We start from the raw sequence: 13,679 nt of genomic DNA on the forward strand, positions 1-13,679 counted from the left end.
AACGAACCCGACCGCGACTGGTTCGCGCCCCCTTCCGGCCAGCCGTCCCAACCTCCCCAGCCCGCCCACCCCGAAGACGCCGGCGAGCCGCCTTCGGCCCGCGCACCGCGGCACGCGCAGCCCGGACGACCGCAGCCTCCTCAGTACGGCCAACCGCCACAGCCCCGGGCACGGGGGCAGCGGCCGCAGCCCGTCCCCATGATGCCGCCCCGGCGCAGCGACGATCCGCACCCGGACCAGCAGGTCTGGCCGCCCGCCCCGCACCCCGACCCGCCGGGCGGCGAGACGCAGCCCCTCCCGGCCGTCCCCAGCGCGGGCCCCGTGCCGCGCCGGAGCATGGGCGCGCACACCCTGGGCAACTCGTTCGGCGCGCAGGGCGACAGCCCCCGGAGCCCGCGCGAGTCTCCCCCCGTCCAGCCGCCCGTCCCGCCCCCCGTCCAGCCGCCCGTCCCGCCGCCCGTCCAGCCGCCCACCTCGCCATCCAGCGAGCTGCCCGCCGAGCCGCCCGCCTCGCCACCCGCCGAGCCGCCGGCCGCCGGCCCCCCGGCCGCCGCACCGACGCCGCCGCGCCGGACGCGTACGCTCCTGCTCGGCGTGGGCGCGCTCGTCGCCTTCCTCGTGGGGGTGGGCGCCCCGACCGTGGACGCGTTCATCTTCTACCGCAGCGGCCAGCCGTCCGACATCGAGCATGTGGTCCCGAAGGGCGGGGAGCTGGCGTTCGAGCACGTGTCGTGGAAGGCCGCGATCGAGCCGATGGAGGCGCCCAGGACCACCGCGCCCGACAGGCAATGGCTGAAGATCATCATCACCAGGAAGGGCGTCGACGCCACGGGCATCAAGCTCACCGGCAAGCCCGAGTTGGAGCTGCGGGACCGCGAGGACCGCTCCTGGCAGGTGGAGGTCGCGGAGGACAACGTCGCGATCGACGACGCCGTGGTCGGCAAGCCCTACACGTACGAGGCCGTCGCCGTCGTGCCGAAGGCGGTGGCCGGCCAGGTGGAGCTGCACCTCAGGCCGAACACCACCTACCTGTCCGACACGCCGACCGACCAGCTCCTCGCGGTCCCGACGGACCCGGCGGAGCAGGAGAAGCGGAAGCACAAGGACGTGCTGGTGTTCAGGCGGTGATGTCCTCGCCCCGGAGCCGGGCCCTGGTCGCCGCGATGTCGAACGCGGCGGCCAGCACGCAGTAGCCCAGGCAGGTCACCAGCAGGTCCCCGATGAAGACGACGGGCTTGCTGGCCACCAGCCACATGTACTCGACGTCGGAGCCGATCAGCGTGCGCACGGCCCGGTCCAGGTACTGGCCGCCCACGTGCAGCCCCGAGTACAGCAGGCACGTGAAGCCGAACAGCGCCATCCCGCCCCTGATCGTGATCCGGAAGGCGTTGACCACGGGCACCCAGCGCTCCATGAAGCCGCCGATGGCCCGGTCCACGGCGCGCTGGGTGACGTCGTGGGTGCCCTCCAGCTTGTCCATGCCCTTCTCCAGCCGGGTGCCGCGCAGGGCCCGCCGGGCGTCGTCGATGGAGGTGCCGAAGATGAGCACGGCGATCGCCAGCCAGGTCAGCGGTACGGCCAGGGCCTCGATGACGTGCGGCCACATCTCCCCCACCCAGCCCCAGAAGGCCTCCCACCCGGGCACGTTCTCCTTCGCGTGCTCCCACGCCTCGGTCGCGCCGCTCACGACGGCCCGGTGCGAGGCCCAGTCCCCGCGCAGCTGGGTGAAGGTGAAGATGGCGTTCAGGCCGCAGAAGACGAACGCGAACTCGGCGAAGGCGGAGGCGACCCCCGCGAACTTCCCCGAGCCCTTCTCGACCATCCGGGAGAACAGCGCCCGGAGCCCGAAGGTCACCACCATGGCGCCCAGGGAGACCTTCCAGTCCAGGCCGACCAGGCCCATCCCGTAGGTGACCTCTTCGTCGGTGCCCTTGGCGACGTTGTTGAGCACCGTCGTGTAGAAGTCGTCGTCCAGGTTGTGGAAGCGGTCCATCGCGTAGAAGTCGGCGGCGTCCCGGTAGTACAGCTCCCAGGCCAGGTAGATGACCGCGAAGGCGGGCGCCACCCGGTTGAGCGAGACCCAGAACCGCTCGTCCTCCTGCCCGTCCTGCCTGCGGGCCCGGGTCTCCCACAGGGCGTTGCGCAGCGCCAGGAACATGCCGGTGGTGACGGTCATGGAGATCAGGATCACCACGGTCACCAGCGCCAGCGTCGCCACCAGGCGGGCCTGCCACCACGACCCGTGCGAGATCTCGGTGGCAACGTAGATCACCACCCAGCGCACCAGCTCGCCGACGGAGAACCAGAGGATCAAGGGCAGGGCGCACTTCCCCGCCAGGCGTAGTGCGTGCAGGGGCAGCGAGTACGGCGACGGCATCCGCTGAGCCGGCGCAGGCCCAGGTCGCGGGGGCGCCATCACACCTGACGAACCGGACATCTGTGGAATCGTATCGGTCTGTCCCTCTTACCGCAGCCGCAACTCCCGAAAGCGCTCTACCAGCACCTTGATCCCGACCGGGCACGTGTCACCGCCCGCGCAGTGACAAATGGATTATCCGCCGCGAAAGGCGGCCCCGAAGCCCCGCACGTGCGGCAGCATGACGGTATGGATCCGCAACCCGCGATCGACACCGATCCTCGCCTGGTGGGAGATCGATTGCGGCGGCTGCGACAGGCGCGCGGCGTCTCGCTCTCCGAGCTCGCCAAGCGCGCCGGCATCGGCAAGGCGCTCCTGTCGAGCGTGGAGACCGGCAGCCGCAGCCCCACGCTGGAGACGCTCTGGGCGATCACCGCGCAGCTCGGGGTGCCGATCGGGGCGATACTCGACGCGCCGCCCGAGCCGCAGATCATGCGCGGCACGGCGATGGAGGCCGAGCTGCTCGAGGTGTTCGAGGACGACCGCGTCACGTACGAGCTCTACCGCGTACGCGTCCCGCCCGGCCTCACCCAGACCTCCCCCGCCCACCACGAGGGCGTCAGCGAGCACGTCACGGTCTTCACGGGCATCCTCAGCGCGGGCCCCATCCACGAGCCGCTCACGGCCCGGCCGGGCGACCACATCTCGTGGATGTCCGACGTGCCCCACGGCTACCGGGCCCACGGCCCCGACATCGTCCGGGCCACCCTCCTCATGCGCTACCCGGTCAAGCCGATCTGATCCGGGCGGCAGGTGCGGCACGGGCGGTAGCCCGCGGCCCTGGCCTGGGCGATGCTGCGGAAGCCGTGCCGGTGGGCGGGCGTGATGCGCCGGGCGTTGTGGCAGGTCGGGAAGCAGACCACGCCGGTCGTGTCGCTGGCCAGGTAGAACACCCGCTCCCCGGCCAGCGCCCGGACCCGGTCCAGGTCGACGCCCTCGGCCAGCAGCAGCCGCTCCTTGGCCGCCGAGCCGAACACGTAGTCGCCCGCGACGCCGTCCGACCTGGTCACCCGGTGGCACGGGATGAGCAGCGGCACCGGGTTGCGGCCGAGCGCCGTGCCCACCGCGCGCACGGCCTTGGGCCGCCCGACGCGCGCCGCGATCCACGAGTAGGGCCGTACCTCGCCGCGCGGGATGGTCCGCGCCGCCTCCAGCACGTCGCGCTGGAAGTCGCTCATGCCGCGCAGGTCCAGCCGCAGCCCGGACGTCCGGCCCGTGCGCAGCGCGGGCAGCAGGCCGGCGGGCGGGCGCGCGGCGGGCAGCAGCGGGCGGCCGAACCGCTTCCTGAACGTCTCGGCGAACCCCTCCCCGGCGTGCACGTAGGCCACGCCCTGGTCGGTGAACGCGACCGCGAGCTCCCCGATCGGCCCCGGCACGCGTACCCAGCGGGCCGCGATCCGGTCGAGCAGCCCTTCCGGCGGTTCGGCGGCCAGTGCCGCGAGTCCGGCGAGCAGTGGATCCTGGGTCATCGGGCACCTCCCAGTGCGCGCAACCGCCTCAGCCCTCGCGAGACGTGCGATTTGACCGTCCCCTGCGGGATCTTCAGCACCATGGCGATCTCGGCGACCGGCAGGTCCACGACGTGCCTGAGCACGACCGCGGCCCGCTGCTCCGCGGGCAGCAGCCCGAGCAGCTCGGCCAGCTCGTCGCCGGTCTCCCGGCGCACCGCCGCCGCCTCGACGTCCTCGTTGGGGTCGACGGCCTCGATGGGTTCGTCCCGCAGGTCGGGTGGCGGCTTGCGGGACTTCGTACGGGCGCAGTTGCGCCAGATGTTCATGAGGATCGTCATCAGCCAGGCGCGCGGCTGGAGCTCGGCGACCCGGTCGCGCTCGTAGCCGGCCAGCGCCCGGTAGGCCCGCAGGAACGCCTCCGCGGTGAGGTCCTCGGCGTCCGCCCAGCGCCCGCTCAGCCGCAGCGCGGTCGAGAAGACCAGGCCGCGGTAGGTGCCGTAGAGCTCGGCGAACCCTTCGTCGAGGTCGTCGAGCAGCGCCTTGCGCACCGGGTCGAGACAGTCGATTTCACTCACGTCCACTACAACACCGGCGGGCCCGGACCCGTTGCACGCAAGAGGCCCGCGTCCGGCGGACGCGGGCCTCTTTCACGTTGTCTCGGGTCAGACGGCCACCGCGAGCTGGGCGACCTCGCCCAGCTTGGCCTCGACCTGGACGTCCCGGGTGACGCCGCCGCCCGCGATGATGCGGACGGTCCAGTCACCGGGGGCGGCGAAGAAGCGGAAGACGCCCTCGTCGGACACGACGACCTCACCGGTGAACTCGCCGGAGTGGTCGAGCAGCCGCGCGTAGGCGGTGCCGGCGCCGGTCACCACACCCTGGATCACGGCCTGGTTGGACAGATCGATCCCGGCCGGCAGCGCGATGGTCTGCTCCGGCGCTCCGCAACCCTGTGCTGCAGTCGACATCAGCGGGCCTCCCCCAGCTCGATCGGCACGCCCACGAGCGAGCCGTATTCGGTCCACGAACCGTCGTAGTTCTTCACGTTGGACTGCTCGAGCAGCTCGTGCAGCACGAACCAGGTGTGCGCGGAGCGCTCGCCGATGCGGCAGTAGGCGATGGTGTCCTTGCCGAAGTTGACGCCGGCCTCCTGGTAGAGGGTGCGCAGATCGTCGTCGGACTTGAAGGTGCCGTCGTCGTTGGCCGCCTTGGACCACGGGATGTTGCGGGCCGTGGGCACGTGGCCGCCGCGCTGGGCCTGCTCCTGCGGGAGGTGGGCCGGAGCGAGCAGCTTGCCGGTGAACTCGTCGGGCGAGCGCACGTCGACCAGGTTGAGCTTGCCGATCGCGGCCACCACGTCGTCGCGGAAGGCGCGGATCGCGGAGTCCTGCTCCTGCGCGACGTACTGCGTCTTGGGCCGCTCGGGCACGTCACGCACCAGCTCGCGCGAGTCGAGCTCCCACTTCTTGCGCCCGCCGTCGAGCAGCTTCACGTTCTGGTGGCCGTAAAGCTTGAAATACCAGTAGGCATAGGCCGCGAACCAGTTGTTGTTGCCGCCGTAGAGCACGACGGTGTCATCGTTGGAAATGCCGCGGTCGGACAGCAGGGCCTCGAAACCGGTCTTGTCCACGAAGTCGCGGCGCACCGGGTCCTGCAGGTCCTGGCGCCAGTCGACCTTCACGGCGCCACGGATGTGGCCCTTGTCGTAGGCGCTGACATCCTCGTCGACCTCGACGAGGACGACTCCGGGCGTGTCGAGGTTGGCCTCGACCCAGTCGGCGTCCACCAGGGCGGCGGAGCGGCTCATTGGGATACCTCCATTTTGGCGGCGGGCAGTAGACGGCGAATGAGCAGGTACATCTCGCAGCCAAGGCAGAATCCGAAGGCTGCGTTGAGGAAGGCGGCGAGAAGAGCCGCCGCCGTGGCCACCAGGGCCAGCGGCGTGATCCCGGCGAGGTATCCGGCCAGCCCCGCGACCGCGAAGACCAGCCCGACCCCCTGGGCGAAGCGGGGCGGGCGGGCATCCTCGGTCACCTTGGGAGTGCCCCGGACGAGCGCCTTGAAGAGCATCGCGTACGGCGAGCGCCATGCCGCGCCGATCGCGAAGACCACCGCCTGGACGGCGAGCAGCCAGGAACTCTCCGTCACCAGGACGGAGGCGAGGACCAGGGTGGTTACGGCCGCGCCGAAGCGCAGCGCTCTAGGATCGGCACGCATCGCGGGATGCTCCTGAAGGGGTCGATTTGGGGCGGATCTGATGTCCGCGCGAGATCGTCCTCAGGCAGCGCGACAGAGCGCGGTGGCCACGCGGCAGAAATCAACCGCGCGCCGCTTCGTGAGCAGCTCTGTCGACGGGTTCATGGCCACGACACTACTCGGCGTCTCGTCATCTGTCACATCTCGTCCGGTTGGTGAGACAACTTGTGAGACGGCTCACAGACGGGAATCCGGTACGGCAGCCGCCAGCGCGGCCAGGACGTCGGCCTTCCGCGGCTGGCCGGCGGCCTGCTTGACGATGGTGCCCGCGGCGTCGAGCACGAGCACGGTGGGCGTGCGCATGATGTCCAGCCGGCGTACGAGGTCGAGCCGGGACTCGGCGTCGATCTCGACGTGGGCCACCCCCGGCACGAGCGCGCTCACGTCGGCCAGCACCCGGCGGGTCGCCCGGCACGGCTGGCAGAACGCGGTCGAGAACTGCACGAGCGTCGCCCGTTCCCCCAGCCCGGAGCCGAGGTCGGCGGCGGACAGCCGGCCGCCGCCCGCCTCGCGTACCCGTCCGTCGCGGCGCAGGCGGACCACCCCGATCACCGTCCCGAGCGCCAGCGTCGCCAGCGCCACCCACAATCCCGTCATCGTCAGGTGCAACCGCGCGGGACCGCGTTTACTTCCGCGCGCTCTTCGGGATCACTTCCGCGTCCATCTGGGGTCAATTCCGCTCCTGCTTCCGCAGCGGCACCTCGACCAGCACCTTGCCGGCGCCGTCGACGATCTCGAACCTCGCGATCTCCCGCATCGTCTTCGTCGACTCCCGCCGGAAGACCGCCCGGTCCTGGTAGGCCTCGCGGCTGACGACCCAGCTCTCCGTGGGCTCGCGCGTGCCGTCCACGCCGACGACGACCAGGCTGCAGGTCGTGTCGACCGGCACGCCGCTGACCCGCACGCCCAGCTCCGTGCCCGCGTCCGTGGGCCAGGCCAGGACGGTGGCGCGGTAGTCGGCGGCCCTGTTCGCGCCGGTGAACTCGCGGCCCTCGGCCGCCTTCAGCGGCTGCTCCGAGGGCGGGAGATCGGCCTGCGTCTCCGGCGCGGAGCTCTGGGCCGGGCTCTGGGAGGGAACCACCTTCCGGGACGGCGCGGTGCTCCTCAACGGCTGGGCCAGCTGCGCGGAGCTCTGGTCCTGCTGCGCGCGGGTGTCGGACTCCGCCGACCCCGCCGACCGCGCCGCCGCGGGGGCCGCCGCCGAGCTCTCATTGGCCGACCTGGTCTGGATCGCCGTCCACACCGTGCCGCCCACCACCAGCACCGCCGCGGAGGCGGCCACGGCCATGAGGATCCGGCCGCGCCTGTTCCGCCTGACGCGGTCGTTCAGCAACCGGTCGAGCACCTGGCGCGGGGGGCTGGCCACCAGCTCGACGTCGCGTTCCGACACCTTGCCCAGGAACGAGGTCACGCCTTCGAGCTCCAGCAGCTCGGCGCCGCACGCCTCGCAGGTCGCCAGGTGGTGGTCGATCTCCAGCGCCTCTTCCGGATCGAGCGCGCCCAGCGCGTGGGCGCCCAGCGCGATCCGCACCTCCTCGCACGTCATCACGGTGCCAGCCCCCGTTCCTCGAGCGCCAGCTTGAGCGCGCGCAACGCGTAGTACGTACGGGACTTCACCGTGCCCGGCGGTATCCCCAGCGTCGCCGACGCCTCCTTCACCGATCGCCCCCGGTAGTAGACCTCCAGCAGCACCTCACGGTGCTCCTGCCGCAGCGCGGCCAGCGCCTCGGCCACCGCCCACGACTCGACCGCCCGCTCCAGCTCGTCGTCGGCCGGCAGGACCGCCAGGGCCTCGTCGCCGATCTCCGGCGGCCTGGCCTTCCTGGCGCGATGCTGGTCGACGACGAGGTTGCGGGCCACCGTGAACAACCACGCCCGGATCGGCCGGTCAGACAGGGCGTCGGGATGCCGCCAGGCCCGCAACAGGGTCTCCTGGACGACGTCCTCGGCCTTGCCGGAGTCACCGGTCAGTCGCAGAACGTAGCCGTAGAGCGGCCCGGCGTGCTCGTCGAAGAGGGTCTTCACAAGTTCCTCATCGGCGGTGCCCGCTGCTCTCACGCTCTCATCACGTACGGAGGGACGGAGCGGTTCAACCTCATCCACGGATCGGCACGTCAGTCGCCTCGGCCGAGAACTCCAATCCCTCGGCCACGCTCCTGACCCTGGTCACCTTCACGTCGAAGGGCAGGTCGCCCTTGAACGGGATGGTGTAGGAGACGAGGCGCGCGAACTGGTCGGGCACGCCCTGGATCTTCTCCGCCTGGATCCTGATGCCCCCGTCGGCGATCACGACCCGCATCTCGGCGTTGAACTTCACCTTGTTCACCCCCATCATCACCTCGCCCGACGCCGTGAGCCGCTGCCCGTTGCCGCCGATCTTCACCCCGCGCGGGGCGTATTTGTCGATGGTCGCCCTGGTGAGGGTGCCGCTGATGGCCACGCGACCCGCCCGGATGTTGGCTCTGTTCTGGATGATGTCGGCCAGGGGGGCCGTGACGTCGTAGGCGGCGCCCCGCAGGTTCCGCACCGGCACGTCGCCGTAGGTGAACGTGCCGAGATTGAACCGTACCTCCGGATAGCGGCCCGAGAGGGCCTGCGTGAGAAATGGGATGCCCTCAATTGTCACGGTCGGTGTGCCGGAGAGATCGGAGGCCGCCGCGATCCTGTTCGCCAGATCCCGTTCGACCCCGGCCGCCGCGACCCGATCGACGGCGACAAGGAGAACGATGAGCACGATCAGGAAAATGATCAGCTTGCGCATGGGGCTCCCTGTCTTGAGCGGGGGTCAAGAGCCTACCGACTGGCCTGTCTCATTCCCCCGCGATCCGCCCGCTCACCCGGTGGCGCCGCCGGCCGCTCAGCCACCCGCGAACGGCGGCAGCACCTCCACGGTCGCGCCGTCGCCGAGGATCACCTCGTCATGAGCGCGCTTCCCGACCGGGGAACCGTCCACGAGGAACGAACAGCGGAGCATCACTCGCGCCAGATCTGCACGATTTTGTGTGATTTTCGTCATTAGTTCACCAAGAGTGACCGCTTCGAACGGTTCCTCCGCGACACCCGCCGCCTCCTTGGCCGCCGCCCAATAACGTATCTTTCCTGTGGCCATGCCTGCCTCACAATCGGTTTCCGCTCTATTGTGCGGCGCCCTTAACAAGCTTGTTCCAGGAGACGCGCTGTTCACCTGGTGGACGCGCAATGGACGCGACTAACTCGTGGGATATCCTCCCTACAGGACCTGGGCGACGTAGCCCCCGGGTCCTTGCGTGTTTGAGGAGGCCGTAATGAGCAACCTGCTCCTGCTGACCAACGCCCTCGAGCCGTCCGCCGAGGTGCTGCCGGCGCTGGGGTTGCTGCTCCACTCGGTCCGCGTCGCTCCCGCTGAGGCGTCCGCTCTCATCGACACCCCACCCGCCGACGCGGTCATCGTCGACGCGCGCAAGGAGCTCGTGCAGGCCAAGAGCCTCTGCCGGCTGATCCGCACCACCGGCATCGACTGCCCTCTCCTGGTCATCGTGACCGAGGGCGGGCTGGCCGCCATGACCGCGGAGTGGGGCGTGGACGACGTGCTGCTCGACAGCGCCGGACCGGCCGAGGTGGAGGCGCGGCTGCGCATGGCCACCGGCCGCATCTCGCAGGCCGCGACCGAGGACGTGCCCGACGAGATCCGCAGCGGCGACCTCTCGATCGACGAGGCCACCTACACCGCGCGGCTGCGCGGCCGGGTGCTCGACCTGACGTTCAAGGAGTTCGAGCTGCTCAAATACCTCGCCCAGCACCCCGGCCGGGTGTTCACCCGCGCCCAGCTGCTGCAGGAGGTCTGGGGCTACGACTACTTCGGCGGCACCAGGACGGTCGACGTGCACGTGCGGCGGCTGCGCGCCAAGCTCGGCACCGAGTACGAGTCCCTGATCGGGACCGTCCGCAACGTCGGCTACCGCTTCGTCCCCGACCGCACCGACACCGCCAACGTCTGATTGACAGCCGGTTCCCGCTGCGCTCCACTGATGTGACAGGTCGTCGTACGGGCTGAAGCACGCCTGTCATGTCGAGGACACCGCCGTCCCAGATTGGTGGTGTTCGGGGTGGGTCTGTTCAGGTCGCTGGTGGACGAGGGCGCCCGTCCGCGTGTCTACCGCCGTAACGAGGTGATTTGCTCGCCATTGCGGCCGGCCAACCGCGTTTACGTCATCGACTACGGCTACGCCCGCGAATACGGCCCCAGCGGCGAGCGCGAGACCGTGCACGACCTTCGGGGCGACGGCGACCTCGTCGGCGAGCTGGCCTTCTGGAGCCCCGCCGACCGCGTCAAGGTGGACGCGCTGACCGAGGTACGCCTCTGGCCCATCGACCTGCGGCGGCTGCGCGAGCACGCCTCCGGCAGCACCGCCGTGGGGAACGCGCTGATCCAGGAGATGTTCGCCAGGAACATGGCCGCCCGCAGGCACGAGGCCCTGGCCCGCGCCCCCGTCGCCGCCCGGCTGGCCGTGTGGCTGCTGCACCTGGACGAGCGGTACGGGCTGGCCTCCGAGTCGGCGCCGCCGCTGTCCATGGAGACCCTGGCCGATCTCGTGGGCAGCTCCCCCGACGTGGTGCAGCGCCAGCTCGGGGAGTGGGTGCGGCGGAGGTGGCTGGTCCGGCCCGGCTACCGGCGGCTGCGGATCGCCGACCCGTCCGCGCTGCGGGCCGCCGCCGGGAGCTGGGAGCACCTGTCGGCGCCCTGGGAGGGGCGGGTGACGCCGTTCCTGACCCGGCCCGGCGGCCCCGCCGAGCCGCTGCCGGCGATCGAGGTGCCGAAGCCGCGCCAGCTGCCCGCCGCGGTGCCCGACTTCACCGGGCGGCAGCAGAGCCTGGACCTGCTCACCGCCTGGCTCGATCGGCCGCGGCGGACGAACACCATGGTCGTGCAGGGCCTTCCCGGCGTGGGCAAGACCGCGCTCGTCACGTACTGGGCGCACGTGCACGCCGACCGGTTCCCCGACGGGCAGATCGTCATCGACCTGCGGGGGCAGTCTCCGAGCCTGCCGCCGATGAACCCCGCCGAGGCGCTCGGGCAGATCCTGCGCTCGCTCGGCGTCGGCGAGCACATGCCGGCCGCCGACGAGGCCGAGCTGATGCTGCTCTACCGCAGCCGGATCGCCGGGCGCCGGCTGCTGCTCATCCTCGACAACGCCGCCGACCCCGCGCAGGTGCGAGCGCTGCTGCCGGGCAGCAAGGACTGCGTGGTGCTGGTGACCAGCAGGACGCGGATGGCGCCGCTGCGCGCCACCGGGCACGCCGACCTGATGGACCTGCCGGTGCTCGATCCGGGCAACGCGGTGGCGCTGCTGGTGGGGGTGCTCGGGGAGGACTCGCCGCGGGCCGCCGACCGGGACGCGCTGGCCGAGCTGGCGCGGGTGTGCTCGTACCATCCGTTCGCGCTGCGGATCTCGGCGGCCAAGCTGGCCGAGAACCCCGGGCTCAGCGTGCAGACGCGGGTGCAGGAGCTGCGCCGGCCCGACCGGCTGCTGGTGGGCGATCCCGAGGAGGCGTTCAGGTCGGCGCTGGACCTGGCGTACGAGTCGCTGAACCCGGCGCAGCGGCGGGCGTTCCGGCACGTCGGGCTGCTGCCGGGGCGGGACTTCACGCCGCAGGTGCTGGCCGCGGCGCTCGGCGTGCCGGTGAGCGAGGCGGTGATCGCGGTGGAGGGGCTGCACCGGGCGTACCTGGTGGAGCCGCTGCCCGGGCCGCGCTATCGGGTGCACGACCTGGTCAAGCGGCTGGCCAGGGAGCTGGGCCGGCACGCCGAGGCGGGCGTGCGGGAGGCCAGGGCGCGCCTGCTCGACCACTACCTGGCGATGGCGACCGACCCCGGCACGCCGCGCGAGTGGTTCGAGGCCGAGCGGCGCTCGCTGGTCTCGGCCGTGCGCCTGGCCGAGGAGAGCGGCGCGCAGGGGATGGCCTGGCGGCTGGCGGAGGCCGTGTTCGAGCCGTTCCGGCGGCTGCGGTACTACGAGAACAACCTGGAGGTCCAGCAGGGCGGCCTGACCTCGGCGATGCAGGTGAGCAACCGGCGGGCCATCGCGCAGATGCGCAGCAACCTGGGCTCGATCCACCGGGACATCGGGCCCTCGACGCTGGCGGCCCGGTTCATCGGGGAGGCGCTGGCCGACTTCGCCTCGCTCGGCGACGGCGTGGGGCAGGCACGCGCGCTCAACGACCTGGCCGAGGTGCACGGGATCGCGGGCAACAGCGAGGACGCCCTGCGGTACGCCGGTGAGGCGCTCGACCTCTACAAGGGGATCGGCGACCTGGCCGGGGTGGCCAGCTGCCTGCACACGCTCGCGCGGCTGCACCTGTCCCAGGAGCGGTACGAGCTGGCCCTGCAGCACGCCGGGCAGGCCCTCGACGTGCGCGAGGAGCTCGGCGACCGGCGCGGCACCGCCCAGAGCCTGATCATCCTCGCCCGCGTCCAGCAGAACCTGGGCGAGCCGAACGCGGCCCTGTCGGAGGGGCTGGAGGCGCTGTCGATCTGCCACGAGCTGGGCGACGAGCACGCCGAGGCCGAGACGCTGCTGTGCCTGGCCGAGATCTACGACCTGCTGCGGCTGCAGCACGACGCGCAGCGCGACGCGGAACGGGCGCTGGCCGGGTACACGGCGACCGGCGACCAGTACGGCTGCGGCCGGGCCCTGTGCGCGCTCGGCCGCATCGCGCGCAACGGCTCCCGGTACGACGAGGCGCTGGCCTACTACGAGCAGGCCCTGGCCGTACAGGTCGAGCTCCACCACGAGCAGGGCAAGGCCGAGACCCTGGGCGACATCGGGCTGGTGCACTGGCGGCTGTCGGACTACCTGCGGGCCGACGACTACCTGAACCAGGCGCTGACCATCAGCCGGGTGATCCGCGACGAGCCGGTCGAGGCCCGCATGCTCAACCGGCTGGCGCGGGTGCGGCGGCGGCAGGGACTGCCGCAGGTCGCCTTCGTGTACGCGCTCGAAGCCCTGGACATCGTGCAGGGCATGGGGAACCGGCGGGCCGAGGCCGACGTGCAGGAGACGCTGACGTACACGTACCTGTCGCTCGGCCGGCACAAGTCCGCGCTGCGGGCGGCCAGGGCGGCGCTGGCGATCAGGGAGGAGCTGCGCGACAACCGGGCCAGCGCGCTGCTGTCGATGGCGCAGGCGCTGCACCCGGCGGGGCGGGCGGCCGAGGCCCTGGAGCTGGCCAGGCAGGCGGTCGAGCTGCAGAACGAGAGCGGCACCAGGGACCGCTGGGCGGCGGCGCTCACCACCCTGGCCATGGTGCTGCTGGACCTGGACCGGGCGGACGAGGCGCTGGTGTACGCGCGGCAGGCCAGGGACGTGCACCTGGAGTGCGGGACGCGGCGGGACCTCGGGTGCGCGCTGCGGGCGCTCGGGCTGATCTCGGCCAGGCTCGGGCGGCGGGGGGCGGCGGTGGCGTATCTCCGGGACGCGGTGCGGACGCTCGAAGAAGTCGGCGATGTTTTCGAGGCCCAGCAAGTGTCGGAGGAACTCCGGGATTTCACGTGAATCGCCGATAAAAGTCGTGAAATC

At 71.6% G+C, this 13,679-nt stretch carries 15 protein-coding genes and 1 pseudogene; 4 read left to right on the plus strand and 12 right to left on the minus strand.

Annotation, left to right across the window (positions count from 1 at the left end):
• Positions 1-1,128: pseudogene (locus tag ACTWPW_RS18305) on the plus strand (hypothetical protein); the annotation flags it as partial.
• On the opposite strand, the gene ACTWPW_RS18310 reads toward ACTWPW_RS18305, so the two are convergent.
• Positions 1,118-2,377: a hypothetical protein gene (locus ACTWPW_RS18310; protein WP_443169371.1), complete on the minus strand. Its 1,260-nt coding sequence runs from the start codon at positions 2,375-2,377 to the stop codon at positions 1,118-1,120. The pseudogene ACTWPW_RS18305 and the gene ACTWPW_RS18310 overlap by 11 nt on opposite strands.
• Positions 2,378-2,605: 228 nt before the next feature.
• On the opposite strand from ACTWPW_RS18310, the gene ACTWPW_RS18315 reads away from it, so the two are divergent.
• Positions 2,606-3,157 carry a helix-turn-helix domain-containing protein gene (locus ACTWPW_RS18315; RefSeq protein WP_375116951.1) on the plus strand — a complete coding sequence of 184 codons (552 nt, stop codon included), beginning with the start codon at positions 2,606-2,608 and terminating at the stop codon, positions 3,155-3,157.
• On the opposite strand, the gene ACTWPW_RS18320 is transcribed toward ACTWPW_RS18315, so the two are convergent.
• From ACTWPW_RS18320 to ACTWPW_RS18370, 11 genes are all read right to left on the minus strand, one after another.
• Entirely contained in the window at positions 3,136-3,885 is a 750-nt protein-coding gene (locus ACTWPW_RS18320; RefSeq protein ID WP_443169372.1) for a methylated-DNA--[protein]-cysteine S-methyltransferase, read from the minus strand. The two genes, ACTWPW_RS18315 and ACTWPW_RS18320, sit on opposite strands and share 22 nt — an antisense overlap.
• Positions 3,882-4,442, minus strand: a complete 561-nt coding sequence (locus tag ACTWPW_RS18325; RefSeq protein ID WP_375116950.1) for an RNA polymerase sigma factor — start codon at positions 4,440-4,442, stop codon at positions 3,882-3,884. Before ACTWPW_RS18325 ends, ACTWPW_RS18320 begins: the two co-directional genes overlap by 4 nt.
• 87 nt (positions 4,443-4,529) lie before the next feature.
• The gene (locus ACTWPW_RS18330) at positions 4,530-4,835 is read right to left on the minus strand and encodes a DUF1416 domain-containing protein (protein WP_364119846.1); all 306 of its coding nucleotides are present in this window, start codon (positions 4,833-4,835) and stop codon (positions 4,530-4,532) included.
• A complete protein-coding gene (locus ACTWPW_RS18335; protein ID WP_364119849.1) occupies positions 4,835-5,674 on the minus strand; it encodes a sulfurtransferase in 840 nt (279 codons plus the stop codon). The genes ACTWPW_RS18330 and ACTWPW_RS18335 overlap by 1 nt, the downstream gene beginning before the upstream one ends.
• Complete coding sequence (locus ACTWPW_RS18340) at positions 5,671-6,084, minus strand: DUF4395 domain-containing protein (RefSeq protein ID WP_364119852.1); 414 nt, start codon at positions 6,082-6,084, stop codon at positions 5,671-5,673. The genes ACTWPW_RS18335 and ACTWPW_RS18340 overlap by 4 nt, the downstream gene beginning before the upstream one ends.
• Positions 6,085-6,144: 60 nt before the next feature.
• Positions 6,145-6,228 carry a putative leader peptide gene (locus tag ACTWPW_RS18345; RefSeq protein ID WP_350668905.1) on the minus strand — a complete coding sequence of 28 codons (84 nt, stop codon included), beginning with the start codon at positions 6,226-6,228 and terminating at the stop codon, positions 6,145-6,147.
• 72 nt (positions 6,229-6,300) lie between these two features.
• Positions 6,301-6,720: a thioredoxin family protein gene (locus ACTWPW_RS18350; RefSeq protein ID WP_364119855.1), complete on the minus strand. Its 420-nt coding sequence runs from the start codon at positions 6,718-6,720 to the stop codon at positions 6,301-6,303.
• 73 nt (positions 6,721-6,793) lie between these two features.
• Positions 6,794-7,669 carry an anti-sigma factor family protein gene (locus ACTWPW_RS18355; protein ID WP_443169473.1) on the minus strand — a complete coding sequence of 292 codons (876 nt, stop codon included), beginning with the start codon at positions 7,667-7,669 and terminating at the stop codon, positions 6,794-6,796.
• On the minus strand, positions 7,669-8,181 hold the full coding sequence (locus ACTWPW_RS18360; RefSeq protein ID WP_364119857.1) for a sigma-70 family RNA polymerase sigma factor: 513 nt from the start codon (positions 8,179-8,181) through the stop codon (positions 7,669-7,671). The genes ACTWPW_RS18355 and ACTWPW_RS18360 overlap by 1 nt, the downstream gene beginning before the upstream one ends.
• A 37-nt stretch (positions 8,182-8,218) precedes the next feature.
• Positions 8,219-8,884, minus strand: coding sequence for an LmeA family phospholipid-binding protein (locus ACTWPW_RS18365; RefSeq protein WP_375116949.1), 666 nt, complete (start codon positions 8,882-8,884; stop codon positions 8,219-8,221).
• Between the two features lie 96 nt (positions 8,885-8,980).
• Positions 8,981-9,232 carry a MoaD/ThiS family protein gene (locus ACTWPW_RS18370; protein WP_375116948.1) on the minus strand — a complete coding sequence of 84 codons (252 nt, stop codon included), beginning with the start codon at positions 9,230-9,232 and terminating at the stop codon, positions 8,981-8,983.
• A 175-nt stretch (positions 9,233-9,407) separates the two neighbouring features.
• Between ACTWPW_RS18370 and ACTWPW_RS18375 the strand changes: the two genes are divergently transcribed.
• Both ACTWPW_RS18375 and ACTWPW_RS18380 read left to right on the plus strand, forming a co-directional pair.
• Positions 9,408-10,100: a response regulator transcription factor gene (locus ACTWPW_RS18375; RefSeq protein ID WP_357891132.1), complete on the plus strand. Its 693-nt coding sequence runs from the start codon at positions 9,408-9,410 to the stop codon at positions 10,098-10,100.
• Positions 10,101-10,208: 108 nt separating this feature from the next.
• Positions 10,209-13,655, plus strand: a complete 3,447-nt coding sequence (locus ACTWPW_RS18380; protein WP_443169373.1) for a tetratricopeptide repeat protein — start codon at positions 10,209-10,211, stop codon at positions 13,653-13,655.
• Positions 13,656-13,679: the final 24 nt, after the last annotated feature.

The sequence above is a fragment of the Nonomuraea sp. KM90 genome, from assembly GCF_052246675.1.
GTDB lineage: Bacteria > Actinomycetota > Actinomycetes > Streptosporangiales > Streptosporangiaceae > Nonomuraea.

What these genes read in the sequence shown, in the direction of transcription:
- ACTWPW_RS18365 (WP_375116949.1), bottom strand. Translation starts at nt 8,884, where the DNA reads ATGCGCAAGCTGATCATTTTCCTGATCGTGCTCATCGTTCTCCTTGTC.
- ACTWPW_RS18375 (WP_357891132.1), top strand. Translation starts at nt 9,408, where the DNA reads ATGAGCAACCTGCTCCTGCTGACCAACGCCCTCGAGCCGTCCGCCGAG.
- ACTWPW_RS18350 (WP_364119855.1), bottom strand. Translation starts at nt 6,720, where the DNA reads ATGACGGGATTGTGGGTGGCGCTGGCGACGCTGGCGCTCGGGACGGTG.
- ACTWPW_RS18310 (WP_443169371.1), bottom strand. Translation starts at nt 2,377, where the DNA reads ATGCCGTCGCCGTACTCGCTGCCCCTGCACGCACTACGCCTGGCGGGG.
- ACTWPW_RS18335 (WP_364119849.1), bottom strand. Translation starts at nt 5,674, where the DNA reads ATGAGCCGCTCCGCCGCCCTGGTGGACGCCGACTGGGTCGAGGCCAAC.
- ACTWPW_RS18330 (WP_364119846.1), bottom strand. Translation starts at nt 4,835, where the DNA reads ATGTCGACTGCAGCACAGGGTTGCGGAGCGCCGGAGCAGACCATCGCG.
- ACTWPW_RS18340 (WP_364119852.1), bottom strand. Translation starts at nt 6,084, where the DNA reads ATGCGTGCCGATCCTAGAGCGCTGCGCTTCGGCGCGGCCGTAACCACC.
- ACTWPW_RS18355 (WP_443169473.1), bottom strand. Translation starts at nt 7,669, where the DNA reads ATGACGTGCGAGGAGGTGCGGATCGCGCTGGGCGCCCACGCGCTGGGC.
- ACTWPW_RS18315 (WP_375116951.1), top strand. Translation starts at nt 2,606, where the DNA reads ATGGATCCGCAACCCGCGATCGACACCGATCCTCGCCTGGTGGGAGAT.
- ACTWPW_RS18320 (WP_443169372.1), bottom strand. Translation starts at nt 3,885, where the DNA reads ATGACCCAGGATCCACTGCTCGCCGGACTCGCGGCACTGGCCGCCGAA.
- ACTWPW_RS18370 (WP_375116948.1), bottom strand. Translation starts at nt 9,232, where the DNA reads ATGGCCACAGGAAAGATACGTTATTGGGCGGCGGCCAAGGAGGCGGCG.
- ACTWPW_RS18345 (WP_350668905.1), bottom strand. Translation starts at nt 6,228, where the DNA reads ATGAACCCGTCGACAGAGCTGCTCACGAAGCGGCGCGCGGTTGATTTC.